2 pseudogenes are annotated in these 15,880 nt (G+C 75.9%); both read right to left on the bottom strand.

The annotated features are described in order from the left end of the window. Nucleotides 1-28: 28 nt before the first annotated feature. Nucleotides 29-4,723 (bottom strand): annotated as a pseudogene (locus tag ACQUFX_RS05815) (type I polyketide synthase); the annotation flags it as partial. Between the two features lie 70 nt (nt 4,724-4,793). After that, nucleotides 4,794-15,833, bottom strand: a pseudogene (locus ACQUFX_RS05810) (SDR family NAD(P)-dependent oxidoreductase); the annotation flags it as partial. Between the last annotated feature and the right edge of the window lie 47 nt (nt 15,834-15,880).

Raw genomic sequence — 15,880 nt, 5'->3', positions numbered from 1 at the left:
GCTCCTTGGGGGAAGAGGGTCGGGCGGGTCAGGAGTCGGCTCTGTCCAGCGCCATCCGCACCAGTTCCTCCGGGTCGAGGTCGTCGATCTCGTCGAGGTCGTCGGTGACCGGGTCCGGCTGGGCCGGCACCGGGTCGTCGCGCAGCCCGGCCAGCGCGAGCAGGCCGTCCAGCAGTCCGGCGTCGCGCAGTCGGGCCAGCGGCAGGTTGGCCAGCGCCCGCCGGACCTCGGCCTCGCCGGGGTCGCCGCCGGTCGACGCGGGCGTCACCAGCCCGTCCAGGTGCCCGGCGACCGCCGTCGCGGTGGGGTGGTCGAAGACCAGCGTCGCCGGCAGCGGCACGCCGACCGCCGCCTTGAGCCGCTTGGCCAGGTCGACGGCGGTCAGCGAGTCGAAGCCGATCTCCCGGAACGCGGCGTCCGGGCCGACGTGCTCCGGGCCGGGGTGCCCGAGGACGGCGGCGACGTGCCGGCGGACCAGGTCGAGCAGGATCCGGTGGCGTTCCTGCGGGGCCGCCGCGGCGAGCCGCTGCGCCAGGTCGCCGTCGGCGGACGTCGCCTCCGGCGGCGCGGCGTCGGCCAGCGCGGCCCCGACCTCCGGCAGGTCGCCGATCAACGGGCTGGGCCGGAACGCGGTGAACCCGGCGGTGAACAGGGCCCAGTCCACGTCGGCGACGGCGACGAAGGTCTCGTCCCGGTCCAGCGCCGCAAACAGGGCGTCCACGCCCCGCTCCGGCGACATCGGCCGCAGGCCCCGGCGGCTGAGGTAGTCCTCGGCGGCGCCCTCCCCCATGCCGCCCGCGCCCCACAGGCCCCAGGCGACGGAGGTGGCGACGTGGCCCTCGGCGCGACGCCGTTCGGCGAGCGCGTCCAGGGCCGCGTTGGCCGCCCCGTACGCGCTCTGCCCGCTGCTGCCCCACACGCCCGCGTTCGAGGAGTACAGGACGAAGGCGTCCAGGTCGTACCCCCGGGTCAGCTCGTCGAGGTGCCGGGCCCCGGCGACCTTCCCGGCGAAGACCTCGGCGACGTCGGACAGACCCGTCTCGCCGATCGGCACCGAGTGCGCGACGCCCGCCGTGTGGAAGACCGCGGTCAGCGGCGGGTCGGCGGGCAGGCCGGCGAGCAGGTCCGCCACGGCGGCCCGGTCCGCCACGTCGCAGGCGGCCACGGTCACCTCGACGCCCCCCGCGCGCAACTCCTCGACCAGGTCGGCCGCGCCCGGGGCGTCCGCCCCGCGCCGGCTGGTCAGCACGAGGTGCGCGGCCCCGTCGGCGGCCAGCCGGCGGGCCACGTGCGCGCCGAGCGCGCCGGTGCCGCCGGTGACCAGGACCGTGCCCCGGGGCCGGTACGCGCGCTTCGGGGGCAGCGCGGGGGCGTGCCGCAGCCGGCGGCCGTACGCGACCGCGCCACGCAGCGCGACCTGGTCCTCCGCGCCGGTCAGCAGGTCGACCAGCCCGTCCCAGACCGGCCCGTCCGCGTCGGCGGGCAGGTCGACCAGGCCGCCCCAGGACCGGGGCAGTTCGAGCGCGGCGACCCGGCCGAACCCCCAGACCTGCGCCTGGTGCTCGTCGGCGGTCTCGGTCGGCGCGACGGCGACCGCGCCCCGGGTGACGGTCCACAGCCGGGCCGTGGGCAGGGCGTCGGCGACGGCCTGGGTCAGCAGCAGCGTCGCGGTGGTGCCGACGGCGACGTCCGGGTGCCCGGGGTGCGGACGGCGGTCGGCGCCGAGCAGGGACAGCACGCCCTCGGTCTCCGGGCCGGCGGCGGTGAGCAGCGCGGCGATGGCGGCCCGGTCGGTGGTGACCGGGTCGACGCTCAGGTGCCGCACCTGCGCGCCCCGCGCGGTGAGCGCCGCCTCGACCGGCTCCGTCGGCTGGTCCCCGGCGGTGACCAGCAGCCACCGTCCGGTCAGCGGGCCGCCGGCGGGCTCCAGCCGCTTCCAGCCGACCCGGTACCGCCAGCCGTCCACGGTCGTCGCGGCGGTGGCCGGCGCGGCGGGCTCCAGCCAGTAGCGCTGCCGCTGGAAGGCGTAGGTGGGCAGGTCCACGGCGGTGCGGGCGGCGCCGGCCAGGGCCCGCGACCAGTCCACGGCCACCCCCTGGGTGAACGCCTCGGCCGCCGAGGTCAGGAACCGGTCCAGGCCGCCCGCGTCCCGGCGCAGCGACCCGACGGCCACCACCCGGACGCCGGCCGCGTCCCCGATCTGCTGGATGCCGGGGACGAGGACGGCGTGCGCGGCGGCCTCCACGAAGGCGCGGTGCCCGGCGTCGAGCAGCAGGCCGACGGTCTCCGCGAAGCGGACCTGACCGCGCAGGTTGCGGTACCAGTACCCGGCGTCCAGGGCGGTGGTGTCGATCCGGGCGGCGTCCACCGTGGAGTAGAAGGGGATCCGCGCCGGGCGGGGAGCGACCGGGCCGAGGACGGCGAGCAGGTCGTCGCGCAGCCGCTCGACGTGCGCCGAGTGGGAGGCGTAGTCCACCGGGATCCGCCGGACCCGGACCTGCTCCGCCTCGTACGCCGCGACCAGGGCGGTGACCGCGTCGGCGTCGCCGGCCACGACGGTGGACTGCGGCCCGTTGACGGCGGCCACGTCGAGCCGGCCGGCCCAGTGGGCCAGTCGGGGCGCGACCTGGTCGGCCGGGAGCTGGACCGAGGCCATGCCACCGAGGCCGGAGAGCACCCGGCCGATGACCTGGGACCGCAGCGCGACCACCCGGGCGGCGTCGGCCAGGGTCAACGCGCCGCACACCACGGCGGCGGCGATCTCGCCCTGGGAGTGGCCGACCACCGCGTCCGCCTCGACGCCGAGCGAGCGCCACAGCTCGGCCAGGGACACCATCACCGCCCAGGAGACGGGCTGGAGCACGTCGACGCGCTCCAGCGGCGGGCTGCCGGCCGCGCCCCGGATCACGTCGCCGAGCTTCCAGTCGGTGTACGCCGCCAGCGCCTGCTCGCACCGGGCCATCGACTCGGCGAAGACCGGTGACTGGTCGAGCAGGTCGGCGGCCATGCCGGCCCAGTGCGTGCCCTGGCCGGGGAAGACGAAGACGGTCCGCCCGGTGGGCGCGGCGAGGCCGGTCGTCACGGTGGGGCCGGGCTCGCCCGTGGCCAGCAGGTCCAGCGCGTCCAGGGCCGGCTGCCGGCCGGTTGCCGTCACCACCGCCCGGTGGTCGAAGAGGGACCGGGTGGTGGCCAGGGCGAGGCCGGTGGCGGCCAGGTCGGGGTCCGGGGTGGCCGCCAGGGTGTCGCGCAGCCGCCGGGCCTGCCCGGCCAGCGCCGCCGCCGACCGGGCGGAGAGCACCAGCGGCACCACCGGCGGCGGGGTGCCGGCCCCGGCGGGCGGGTCGGCCGGCGCGGGGGCCTGTTCCAGCACCACGTGGGCGTTGGTGCCGCTGACCCCGAAGGAGGAGACCCCGGCGCGGCGCGGCCGGTCCGTCCGCGGCCACGGCGTCGCCTCGCGCAGCAGGGCCACCTGACCGGTCGACCAGTCGACCTCGGTGGTCGGGGCGTCCACGTGCAGGGTCGGCGGCAGGACCCCGTGCCGCATCGCCAGCACCGTCTTGATCACCCCGCCGACCCCGGCGGCGGCCTGGGTGTGGCCGATGTTGGACTTCAGCGAGCCGAGCCAGAGCGGCCGGTCGGCGGGCCGGTCGGCGCCGTAGACGGCCATCAGGGCCCGCGCCTCGATCGGGTCGCCGAGCCGGGTACCGGTGCCGTGGGCCTCGACCGCGTCGACGTCCGCCGCCGTCACCCGGGCGTCGATCAGCGCCTGCCGCAGCACCCGTTCCTGGGCCGGACCGCTGGGCGCGGTGAGCCCGTTGCTGGCCCCGTCCTGGTTGACCGCCGTGCCGGTGACCAGGGCCAGCACCTGGTGCCCGTGCCGGACGGCGTCGGAGAGCCGCTCCACGACCAGCATGCCGACGCCCTCGGCCGGCCCGAACCCGTCCGCCGCGTCGGCGAACGCCTTGCAGCGGCCGTCCGGGGCCAGGCCCCGTTGCCGGGAGAACTGCACGAACACCGCCGGATCGGCCAGCACCGTCGCCCCGCCGGCCAGCACCAGGTCGCACTCCCCCTGCCGCAGCGCCCGTACCGCCAGGTGCAGGGCCACCAGCGACGACGAGCAGGCGGTGTCCACGGTGACCGCCGGCCCCTCCAGGCCCAGCACGTACGAGATGCGCCCGGAGGTGAAGCTGACCACCCCGCCGGTCAGCAGGTGCCCCTCCAGTTCCGCCGAGGGCTGCCCGGCCAGGTCGGTGTAGCCGTCGTTCCAGGCCCCGACGAAGACCCCGGTACGGCTGCCGCGCAGCGAGTCCGGGGGGATGCCGGCCCGCTCCAGCGCCTCCCAGGAGGTCTCCAGCAGCAGCCGCTGCTGCGGGTCCATGGTCAGCGCCTCGCGGGGCGAGGTGCCGAAGAAGGCGGCGTCGAAGTCACCGACCCCGTCGAGGAAGCCGCCCTCCCGGCAGTACGTGCGCCCCGCCGCCGCCGGGTCCGGGTCGTACAGCGCGTGGCCGTCCCAGCCGTGGTCGTCGGGGAACGGGGAGATCGCGTCCGTACCCGAGGCCACCAGCTCCCACAGCTCCTCCGGGGAGCTGACCCCGCCCGGGTAGCGGCAGGCCATGCCGACGATCGCGATCGGCTCGTGCGCCCGCGTCTCGACCGCGCGCAGCCGGTCGGAGACCCGGGTGAGTTCGGTGGTGGTCCACTTCAGGTACTCACGGAGCTTCTGCTCGTTCGACATGCCCAAACCCATCCTTGTCCGTCGGTCCCGTCCGCCTCGTCGCCGCCCCGGGGGCCGCTCAGGAGGTGCGGAACCGCTCGTCGATGAACGCGAAGATGTCGTCGTCGGCGGCGGACTCCAGCACCTCGGCCGCCTCGCCGCCGTCGGGTTCGGCCGCGTCGCCCCGGGTGGCGCCCCACCGGCCGGGCAGCGCCGCGAGCCGGACGCCGATCTCCCGCCGCACCAGGTCGTCCAGCGCGTCGAGGGTGGCCTCGTCGGTGCTGGCCAGGGCGGCCTCCAGCCGGCTCAGCTCGGCCAGCAACGGCACCTGCGCCGTGGCCGGCTCGGGCGCGAGGCCGGCGAGCAGGTGCGCGGCGAGCGCGTCCGGGGTGGGGTGGTCGAAGACCAGCGTCGCCGGCAGGCGCAGCCCGGACGCGGTGGCGAGCCGGTTGCGCAGTTCCACCGCCGTCAGGGAGTCGAAGCCGATCTCCCGGAAGGCCCGGCCGGCGTCGACGGCCTGCGGGTCGGTGTGCCCGAGGACGGCCGCCGCGTGCCCCCGGACGCTCTCCAGCACCAGGTCCCGCTGCTCGTCGGCGGTCAGCCCGGCGAGCCGGTCGGCGAGGGTGCGCTCCGCGTCGTCGCGGGCCACGGTGCCGGCCGCGCCGCCGGTCGCCGCGCTCGGCACCAGGTCGGTGAGGAACGCGGGGACGGGGCCGGCGGCCCGCAGCGCGCCGACGGTGAGCCGGATCGGGACCTGGAGCGCCTCGTCCACCCGCTGCGCGGCGTCGAACAGGGCCAGGCCCTGGTCGGCGGTGAGCGGCAGCACGCCGCCCCGGGCCATCCGGCGGCGCATCCCCTCCTGGTCGAGGTGCCCGGCCATCCGGCTGCTGTCCGCCCACAGGCCCCAGGCCAGCGACACCGCCGGGAGTCCCTGCGCGCGCCGGTACTGGGCGAACGCGTCGACGAACCCGTTGGCCGCCGCGTAGTTGCCCTGACCGGGGCTGCCGAACAGGGCCGCAGCCGAGGAGAACAGCACGAACGCGGACAGGTCCCGGTCCCGGGTCAGCTCGTGCAGGTTGACCACCGCGTCGGCCTTGGGCCGCAGCACGGTGTCCACCTGCCCGGGGGTCAGCGCGGTGATGGTGGCGTCGTCGAGGACACCGGCGGTGTGCACGACGGCGGTGAGCGGGTGCGCGGCCGGGATGCCGTCGAGCAGGCGGCGCAGCGCCTCCCGGTCGGCGGCATCGCAGGCGACGACGGTGGCCGACGCGCCGGCCGTGGCCAGCTCCTCGACGAGCGCGGACGCGCCCTCGCTGGCGGGTCCGCCCCGGCCGGCCAGCACCAGGTGCCGGACCCCGTGCCGGGTGACCAGGTGCCGGGCGACGGCGCTGCCGAGCGTGCCGGTGCCGCCGGTGACCAGCACCGTGCCGTACGGGTCGAACGCGGGCGGCATGGTCAGCACCACCTTGCCGACGTGCCGGGCCTGGCTGATCAGGCGGAACGCGTCCCGGGCCCGGCGCACGTCCCGGACGGTCAGCGGCAGTGGCCGCAGCACGCCCGCGTCGAAGAGCGCCATCAGCTCGCCGAGCAGATCCCCGACCAGCTCCGGCCCGGCCTGCACGAGGTCGAACGCCCGGTAGTCGACGCCCGGGTGCCCGGCGGCGATCCGTCCGGGGTCACGGACGTCGGCCTTGCCCAGCTCCAGGAAGTGGCCGCCGCGCGGCAGCAGCCGCAGGGAGGCGTCCACGAACTCCCCGGCGAGGGAGTTCAGCACCACGTCCACGCCCCGCCCCCCGGTGGCCGCCAGGACCTGGTCGGCGAAGTCGAGGCTGCGCGAGTCGGCGATGTGCGCGTCGTCGAGGCCGAGGCCGCGCAGGACGTCCCACTTGCCCCGGCTGGCCGTGGCGTAGACCTCCACGCCCAGGTGCCGGGCGAGCTGGAGGGTCGCCATGCCGACCCCACCGGCGCCGGCGTGCACCAGCAGCGACTGGCCGGGGCGGATCCCGGCGAGCCGGGTGAGCGCGTAGTGGGCGGTGAGGAAGACCGCCGGCACGGACGCGGCCTGCGCGAACGTCCAGCCGTCCGGCACCGGGGCGACCATCCGGGCGTCGGCGACGACCACCGGGCCGAACCCGCCGGTCCACATGCCCAGCACCCGGTCGCCGGGGGCGAGCCCGACCACGTCCGGCGCGACCTCGGTGACCACCCCGGCGCCCTCCGCGCCGAGCACGGGCGTGCCCGGGTACAGGCCGAGGGCGATGAGGGTGTCCCGGAAGTTGACCCCGGCGGCGCGGACCGCGACCCGGACGTGACCGGCCGGCAACGGCCCCTCGGCGTCCGGGGCCGGCACCAGCGCCAGGCCGTCCAGGGTGCCCTGCCCACCGGCGGCGAGCCGCCAGGCGGCGTCGGCCGGGGGCGTCAACGGGCCGTCGGGCCGGGGCCGGGGCCGGGTCAACCGGGGCACGTGCACCGTCCCGGCGCGGACCGCCACCTGCGGTTCCCCGGTGGCCAGCGCCGCCGGCAGGGCCTGTGCGCCGGCCGGGTCGGCGTCCACGTCGACGAGGACGAACCGGTCCGGCTCCTCGGACTGGGCGGACCGCACCAGCCCCCACACGGCGGCGGCGACCGGGTCCACCTCCGGGGTGCCGTCGCCGACCGCCACGGCCCCGGTGGTGACGAACGCCAGGGTGGCCGCGCCCAGCCGGCCGTCGACCGCGAGCCACGCCCGGGTCAGCTCCAGGGCCCGGAGCACGACCGCGCGGACCGCGTCCGGCCCGACCGGCGACCCGGCGGCGACCGGCACGGCGACCACGTCGGGCACCGCCGCGCCCCCGGCCACCGCCGCGACCAGGGCGGCCAGATCCGGGTACGGGTCGCAGACCGTGCCGGCCCGGGCCAGGCCCCCGGTCAGCCCGGGGTCGTCGCCGCCGACGACCGCCCAGCGCTGGACCGGTACGGCGGTCAGGACCGGCCGGGCGGCCCAGGTCACCTGGTACGGCACGCCGTCCCCGGTGCCGGGGACGCCCGAGGTGAGCGCCGCCACCGGGACCGGGCGCACCAGCAGCGAGTCGACCGTCACCACCGGGCGGCCCTGCTCGTCGGCGCAGACGATCCGCACCGCGTCGTCGCCGGCCGGGCTGACGGTGACCCGCAGCCGGTCGGCCGCGCCGCCGGACGACGACACGCCGCGCAGCGCGAACGGCATCCGCACCTGCCCGTCCTCGGGGAAGAACGCGCCCAGGCTCATCACCTGGAACGCCGCGTCGAGCAGCGCCGGGTGGACCCCGAAGCGGGGCTGCCCGGACTGCGGGGTGGGCAGGGCCACCTCGGCGTACACGGTGTCGCCGGCCCGCCAGGCGGCCCGGACCCCCTGGAACAGCGGCCCGTACTGGTAGCCCCGGTCGGCGAAGCGGTCGTACATGCCCGCCACGTCGACGGGTTCCGCGTCGGCCGGCGGCCAGGCCGGCTCCGGCGTCCCGCCGCCGGCGGGGTCGGCCGGGCCGAGGGTGCCCTGGGCGTGCCGGGTCCACGCGGTGTCCGGTTCCGCCCCGTCGACGCGGGAGTGGACGGTGAGCTGCCGCCGTCCGTCCGCGTCCGCCGGGCCGACCACCAGCCGGACCTGCACCGCCCCGTCGTCGGCCAGCACCAGCGGCGCGTCCAGGGTCAGCTCCTCGATCCGCTCGGCCCCGTTGCGCCGTCCCGCCCAGAGGGCCAGCTCGGCGTAGGCGGCGCCGGGCAGGATCGCCGTGCCCAGCAGGGCGTGCTCGGTGAGCCACGGGTGGCTGCGCGGGCCGAGCCGGGCCGGGTACACGTGACCGCCCTGGTCGGGCAGCTCGACGGCGCCGCCGAGCAGCGGGTGGTCGGTGCCGCTCAGACCGGCGGAGGCGACGTCCCCGGCCACGGCCGGCGCCTGGTACCAGTACCGTTCCCGCTGGAACGGGTACGTCGGCAGGTCGACCCGGCGCGAGTCGGTGCCGAAGAGCACCGCGGCGTCGATCGCGACGCCGTGCGCGTGGGCGAGGCCGATCGCCACCCCGAAGCCCCGGGCGCCGCCCTTGCCGCGCCGTAGCGTCCCGAGCACCGCCACGGTGGCGTCGGCGTCCGCCGCCGTGCCCTGCACCGACACCGCGAGCATCGGGTGCGGGCTGGGCTCCAGGAACGCCCGGTGCCCCTCGGCGAGCATCGCCCGGGTGGCCTGCTCGAACTCCACCGGGTCACGCATGTTGCGGTACCAGTAGTCGGCGTCGAGCCGCGCGGTGTCCAGCAGCCCGCCGGTGACGGTGGAGAAGAACGGGATCTGGGAGCTGCGCGGCGACACCGGGGCGAGGACCGCCATCAGGTGGTCCTTGAGCACGTCCACCTGCGCGGAGTGCCCGGCCGTGTCCACCCCGGGGATCGCCTTGGCGTGCACGCCCTCGGCGGTCAGCTCCTCGACGAGGTCGGCGAGCGCGTCGGGGTAGCCGCTGACCGCGGCCGTACCGGGGCTGTTGATCGCCGCGACGGAGAGCCGGTCACCGAAGCGGGCGAGCCGGGCGCGGAGCTGGTCGACCGGCAGCGACACGGCCACCATCCCGCCCTGGCCGGCCAGCCGCAGCCACGCCTGGCTGCGCAGCGCGACGATCCGCGCGGCGTCGTCGAGGGTGAGGCCACCGGCCACGTACGCCGCCGCGATCTCGCCCTGGGAGTGGCCGACCACGGCGGCCGGGTGCACGCCCAGCGCCCGCCAGGCGGCGGCCAGCGACACCATCATCGTGAACAGCACCGGCTGGACCACGTCCACCCGGCTCAGCGAGGGCGCGCCCGGCTCGCGCCGGAGCACGTCCAGCACCGACCAGTCCAGGTACGCGCGCAGCGCCGCGTCGCACTCCTCGACGCTGGCCCGGAACGCCGGGGCGCGGTCCAGCAGTTCGTCGGCCATCTCGACCCACTGCGAGCCCTGCCCGGGGAAGACGAACGCGACCCGGCCCTCGGTGGCGGCCCGGCCCCGCAGCAGCGACGGGTGCTCCTCGCCCCGGGCCAGCGCGGCGAGGGCGTCGAGCACCTCGGCGCGGCTCTCCCCGACCACCACGGCCCGGTGCTCGAAGTGCGCCCGGCTACCGGCCAGGGTGTACCCGACCTCGGCGATGTCCAGGTCGGGTGCCTCGATCAGCCGGGTCCGCAGCCGACCGGCCTGCGCCCCGAGCGCGGTGGTGTCCCGGGCCGACAGGAACAGCGGGACGGTGACCTCGTCGGAGGGGTGGTCGTGCAGTTCGTGCACGGTGGGCGGGGCCTGCTCGACGATCACGTGGGCGTTGGTGCCGCTGATGCCGAAGGAGGAGACCGCCGCCCGGCGCGGCTCGTCGCCCGCCGGCCACGGCACCGCCTCGGTCAGCAGGGACACCGCGCCGGAGGCCCAGTCCACCTGGGGGGTCGGCCGGTCCACGTGCAGGGTGCGGGGCAGCGTGTCGTGTTGCAGCGCCAGGATCACCTTCAGCACCCCGGCGACACCGGCGGCGGCCTGGGTGTGGCCGATGTTGGACTTCAGCGACCCGAGCCACAGCGGCCGGTCCGCCGGCCGCCCCTGGCCGTACGTGGCGAGCAGCGCCTGGGCCTCGATGGGGTCGCCGAGGGCGGTGCCGGTGCCGTGGGCCTCCACCGCGTCGACCTGGTCGGCGCGCAGGCCCGCGTCGGCCAGCGCCTGCCGGATGACGCGCTGCTGGGCGGTGCCGTTCGGGGCGGTGAGGCCGTTGCTCGCGCCGTCCTGGTTGACGGCCGTGCCCCGGATGACGGCGAGGACCTCCTGCCCGTCCCGTCGGGCGTCGGAGAGCCGCCGCACCACCATCATGGCGGCGCCCTCGCTGAGCCCCACGCCGTCGGCCGCGGCGGCGAACGCCTTGGAGCGGCCGTCGGGTGACATGGCCCGCTGCCGGGAGAACTCCACCAGCATGTCCGGCGTGGACATCACGGTGGCCCCGCCGACCAGGGCCGTCGCGCACTCGCCCCGGCGCAGCGCCTGCACGGCCAGGTGCAGGGCGACCAGCGAGGCGGAGCAGGCGGTGTCGACGGTGACCGCCGGACCCTCCAGACCGAAGACGTAGGAGAGCCGGCCGGACATCACGCTGGCCGAGTTACCGGTGCCGAGGTAGCCGTCGAAGTCGTCCGTGCCGTCACGCAGCAGCGGCATGTAGTGCTGGCCGTTGGTGCCCACGAAGACCCCGGTCCGGGTGCCCCGCAGGGTGGTCGGGTCGAGGCCGGCCCGTTCCAGGGACTCCCAGGTGGTCTCCAGCAGCAGGCGCTGCTGCGGGTCCATGGCCAGCGCCTCACGGGGGGAGATCCCGAAGAAGGCGGCGTCGAAGTCCGGGGCGTCGTGCAGGAAGCCGCTCTCCCGGACGTAGGTGCGGCCGGGCGCGTTCGGGTCCGGGTCGTACAGCCCGTCGACGTCCCAGCCCCGGTTGGTGGGGAAGGTCGAGATGCCGTCCCGGCCCTTCTCCAGCAGGTCCCACAGCTCCTCCGGGGTGGCGACGCCGCCGGGGAACCGGCAGGCCATCCCGATCACCGCGATCGGCTCGTCGTCGCCCACCGTCGACGGGGCGGCCGGCAGGTCACCGGCGGCGGGGTCCGCCGGGTCGTCGCCGGCCTGCGCGCCGAGCAGTTCGGTACGCAGGAACGCGGCCAGCGCGCGGGAACTCGGGTGGTCGAAGACGACCGAGGCCGGCAGGGCGAGGCCGGTGGCGGCGTTGAGCCGGTTGCGCAGCTCCACCGCCCCCACGGAGGTGAAGCCCAGTTCCCGGAACGCCCGGTCCGGGTCGACCTCCCCGGTCTCGTCGTGGCCGAGGACGACCGAGACGTGGGCCTGGACCACCCGCAGCAGCGCCCGGTGCTGGTCGGCCACCGGCCGGCCGCGCAGGGAGCGGGCCAGGTCGGAGCCGCCGTCGTCGTCGGCGGGGGCGTGGTCGGCGTCGCGGAGCGCGCCCGCCTCGGGCAGTTCGTCGAAGAGCGTGGTGGGCCGCGCCACGGTGTACGAGGCGACGAAGCGGGCCCAGTCCACGTCGGCCACGGTGACGTGGCCCTCGCCCCGGGCCACGGCCCGCGCCAGCGCGTCGAGCGCGGTGTCGGGCTCCAGGGGGGTGAGCCCGGTGCGGCGCAGCAGCTCGGGGTCGGGGCCGGTCCCGTCGGCGGGGTCCGGGTGCGCCCACGGGGTCCAGGCGACCGCCGTGCCGGGCAGCCCCCGGGCCCGCCGCGCCTCGGCGAGCGCGTCCAGGCCGGCGATCCCGGCCGCGTAGCCGGCGTGCCCGGCACCGCCCCAGGTGCCGGTGACCGAGGAGCAGACGACGAACGCGTCCAGCTCCAGGTCCAGCTCCGCCACGAGGGCGTCGAGGTGGCCGGCGGTCGTGGTCTTGGCGGCGACGGCGACGGCGAGGTCCGCCGGGCCGGTGTCGGTCAGGGCGGCCACCGCGACGGGCGGCGGGGCCACCACGACCGCGCGGGGCCGGTGGGCGGTGAGCAGGACGGCGAGCGCGTCGCGGTCGGTCGGGTCGCAGTCGACCAGGGTCACCCGGTCGGCGGGCAGGTCGGTGGTGGACGCTTCGGCCGGGCCGGCGAGCACCACGTGCGCCGCGCCGTCGGCGAGGAGACGACGGACCAGGGGTACGGTGACCGACCCGGGCTCGCCGACGAGCAGGGCGGTGTCCCGGAGCTGCCAGGCGCCGGCACCGGGCCGGGCGTGGACGAGGCGTCGGCCGTGCAGCCCGGAGACCCGGACGGCGACCTGGTCCTCGCCGCCCGCGCCGGCCAGCGCGGCGGCCAGGTGCGGGTAGGCGCGGGGGTCGGGACTGGCCGGCAGGTCCACCAGGCCACCCCAGCGGTCGGGCAGTTCCAGGGCGGCGACCCGGCCGAGTCCCCACACCGGTGCCTGTCCGGCGTCCGGCACGTCGCCCGGGGAGACGGCCACCGCGCCCCGGGTGACGGCCCAGAGGCGGGCCGGCGTGTCGGTGTCGGCCAGGGCCTGGATCAGGGCGAGCGTGGCGGTCGAGCCGAGCGGCCCGGCGTCCGGCTCGTCGCCGCCGGTGAGCGCCAGCAGGGAGACCACGCCGGTCAGGCCGGCCGGGTCCGTCGCGGTGGCGGCGGTCAGGTGTTCGGCGAGGCGGGCCCGGTCGGTGGCCGGGTGGACGGTCAGCAGGTCCACGGTGGCACCCCGGGCGGTCAGGGCCTGCCGGATGCCGTCGGTCGTCTCGTCGCCGCCCAGCGCGTCGGGTGCCACCAGCAGCCACCGGCCGGTGAGCCGGCGGGGGGTGCCGACGGGGAGGGGCTTCCAGGTGACCCGGTACCGACGCTCGTCGGTCGGGTCGCCGGTCGCGCTGTCGACGGTGGTGCCGACGGTGGTCGGGGTGGGCGCCCAGTAGTGGCGTCGTTGGAAGGGGTACGTGGGCAGGTCCACCACCCGGGCCCCGGTCCCCGCGAACACCGCCTTCCAGTCCACGTCGACCCCGGCGACGAACGCCTCCGCCATCGAAATCAGGAACCGGTCCAGGCCGCCGTCGTCGCGCCGCAACGACCCCACCGACACCACCACCGCCGACCCGTCCGAGCCGACCGTCTCTGCCGTCTCCTGGATGGCCGGCACCAGCACCGGATGCGCACTGCACTCCACGAACCCGGTGAACCCGTCCCCGACCAGACGCTCCACGGTCTCCCGGAACAACACCCGCTGCCGCAGATTCCGGTACCAGTACCCGGCATCCAAACCGACGCCATCGACCGGCCCGCACTCCACCGTCGAGTAGAACGGGATCTCCGCCACCTGCGGGGACACCCCGGCCAGGGCATCCCGCAGCTCGGCCTCGATCGCCTCCACGTGCGCCGAATGCGACGCGTAGTCCACCGGGATCTTCCGCGCCCGGACCCCCTCCGCCTCACACCGCGCGACCAGGTCCACCACCGCGTCGACGTCACCGGAGACGACCGTCGCGGAGGGGCCGTTCACCGCCGCCACACCCAACCGGCCGGTCCAGTCAGACAGACGAGACTCCACCTCGGCGACCGGCAGGGCGATCGACGCCATCGCACCCGGACCCGCCAACACACGGCCGATCACCTGCGACCGCACCGCCACCACCCGCGCACCATCCGCCAGGCTCAACGCACCGGCCACCACCGCCGCGGCGATCTCACCCTGCGAATGACCCACCACCGCCGACGGGACCACACCCACCGACCGCCACAACCGGGCCAGCGACACCATCACCGCCCACGTCACCGGCTGCACCACATCAACCCGACCGAACAGCTCCGCCCCCGTGCCCCCACGCACCACCTCGAGCAGATCCCAGTCCACAAAGGTCGACAGCGCTTCCGCGCACTCGACCATCGACTCCGCGAACACCGGCGACCCATCCATCAACCGGGCACCCATACCCACCCACTGCGTCCCCTGACCCGGGAACACGAACGCCACCCGGCCATCGGGCAGCACACCGGACGGCCCGGAGACCACCTCTGCCGTGGCCAGGTCACCCGAGGCCACGGCCGCCAGGCCACGGTCGGCGGTCGCGGGGTCGGCGGCGAGGACCACGGCCCGACGCTCGAACGCCGATCGCGTCGATGCCAACGACCAGCCCGCGTCCAGGAGTGGGGCATTCGCGAGTACGCCACGGAGCTGCTCGGCCTGGGCGCGCAACGCCGGGGTCGACTTGCCGGAAACCACCAGGGGCACGACCGGAAGAATGTGACCCGGTGCGGCTTCGACAGGCGGTTCCTCGTCCGCTGGAGCCTGCTCGAGAATCACGTGGGCGTTCGTGCCACTCAGGCCGAAGGACGAAACGGCGGCGCGGCGGGGTCGGTCGGTCTCCGGCCACTCACGCCGCTCCGTCAACAACTCCACCGCGCCCGACGACCAATCCACAAAAGGCGACGGCTCATCCACGTGCAACGTCGCCGGCAACACCCCCGCCCGCAACGCCAACACCATCTTCATCACACCGGCCACACCCGCAGCCGCCTGCGTATGACCCACATTCGACTTCAACGATCCCAGCCACAGCGGGCTGCCGGTGCGGTCACGCCCGTAGGTCGCCAACAACGCCTCAGCCTCGATCGGATCCCCCAACCGAGTCCCCGTACCATGCGCCTCCACCACATCGACGCCCGACGCCTCCACACCCGCCGCCGCCAACGCATCCCGAATCACCCGCTGCTGCGCCATACCCGACGGCGCCGTCAAACCATTCGACGCCCCATCCTGATTGATGGCCGAACCCCGCACCACCGCCAGAACACGGTGACCGCGCTCCCGCGCCACCGACAGCCGCTCCAACACGACGACCCCGGCGCCCTCGGCCCAGCCCGTGCCATCCGCGCCACCACCGAAAGCACGACACCGACCATCGGCCGACAACCCGCCCTGCCGCGAGAACTCCACGAACAGACCCGGCGCCGCGATGACGGTCACCCCACCCGCCAACGCCACATCACACTCACCCAACCGCAACCCCTGACACGCCAGATGCAACGCCACCAACGACGACGAACACGCCGTGTCAACAGAAACAGCAGGACCCTCCAGTCCGAGGGTGTACGCCACCCGACCCGACACCACACTCGGCGTCGTCCCCGTCAACAAAAACCCCTCAAACCCACCACCCCCCTCCGCCAACCGAGGCCCATACTCCTGACCCATCACCCCCACATACACACCAGTCCGCGACCCCCGCAAACCCACCGGATCAATCCCCGCATGCTCCAACGCCTCCCACGACGTCTCCAACAACAAACGCTGCTGCGGATCCATCGCCACAGCCTCACGCGGCGACACACCAAAAAACTCCGCATCGAAGAACCCCGCGTCATACACGAAGCCCCCCTCACGCACATACGACTTCCCCACCACACCCGGCACCGGATCAAACAGGGACTCCACATCCCAACCCCGATCCACCGGAAAACCCGACACCGCATCCCCACCCGACACCACCAAATCCCACAAACCATCCGCCGACACCACACCACCCGGCAACCGACAACCCATCCCCACAATCGCAATCGGATCGTCCACAACAGCGGTGGACTCGTACTGCCGGATCCGTTCGCGGGCCTCGTGGAGGTCGGTCATCGCGCGGCGCAGGTACTCGCGGAGCTTCTCTTCGTTGGTGACGGGCACGGTGCTCCCCCTGTGGTCCGGTGTCGTCGTGG

Source organism: Micromonospora fluostatini, assembly GCF_050410825.1.
Lineage (GTDB): Bacteria > Actinomycetota > Actinomycetes > Mycobacteriales > Micromonosporaceae > Micromonospora > Micromonospora rosaria.
The sequence above is the reverse complement of the archived record's forward strand: the minus strand, read 5'-3'. Positions and strand labels throughout refer to the sequence as shown.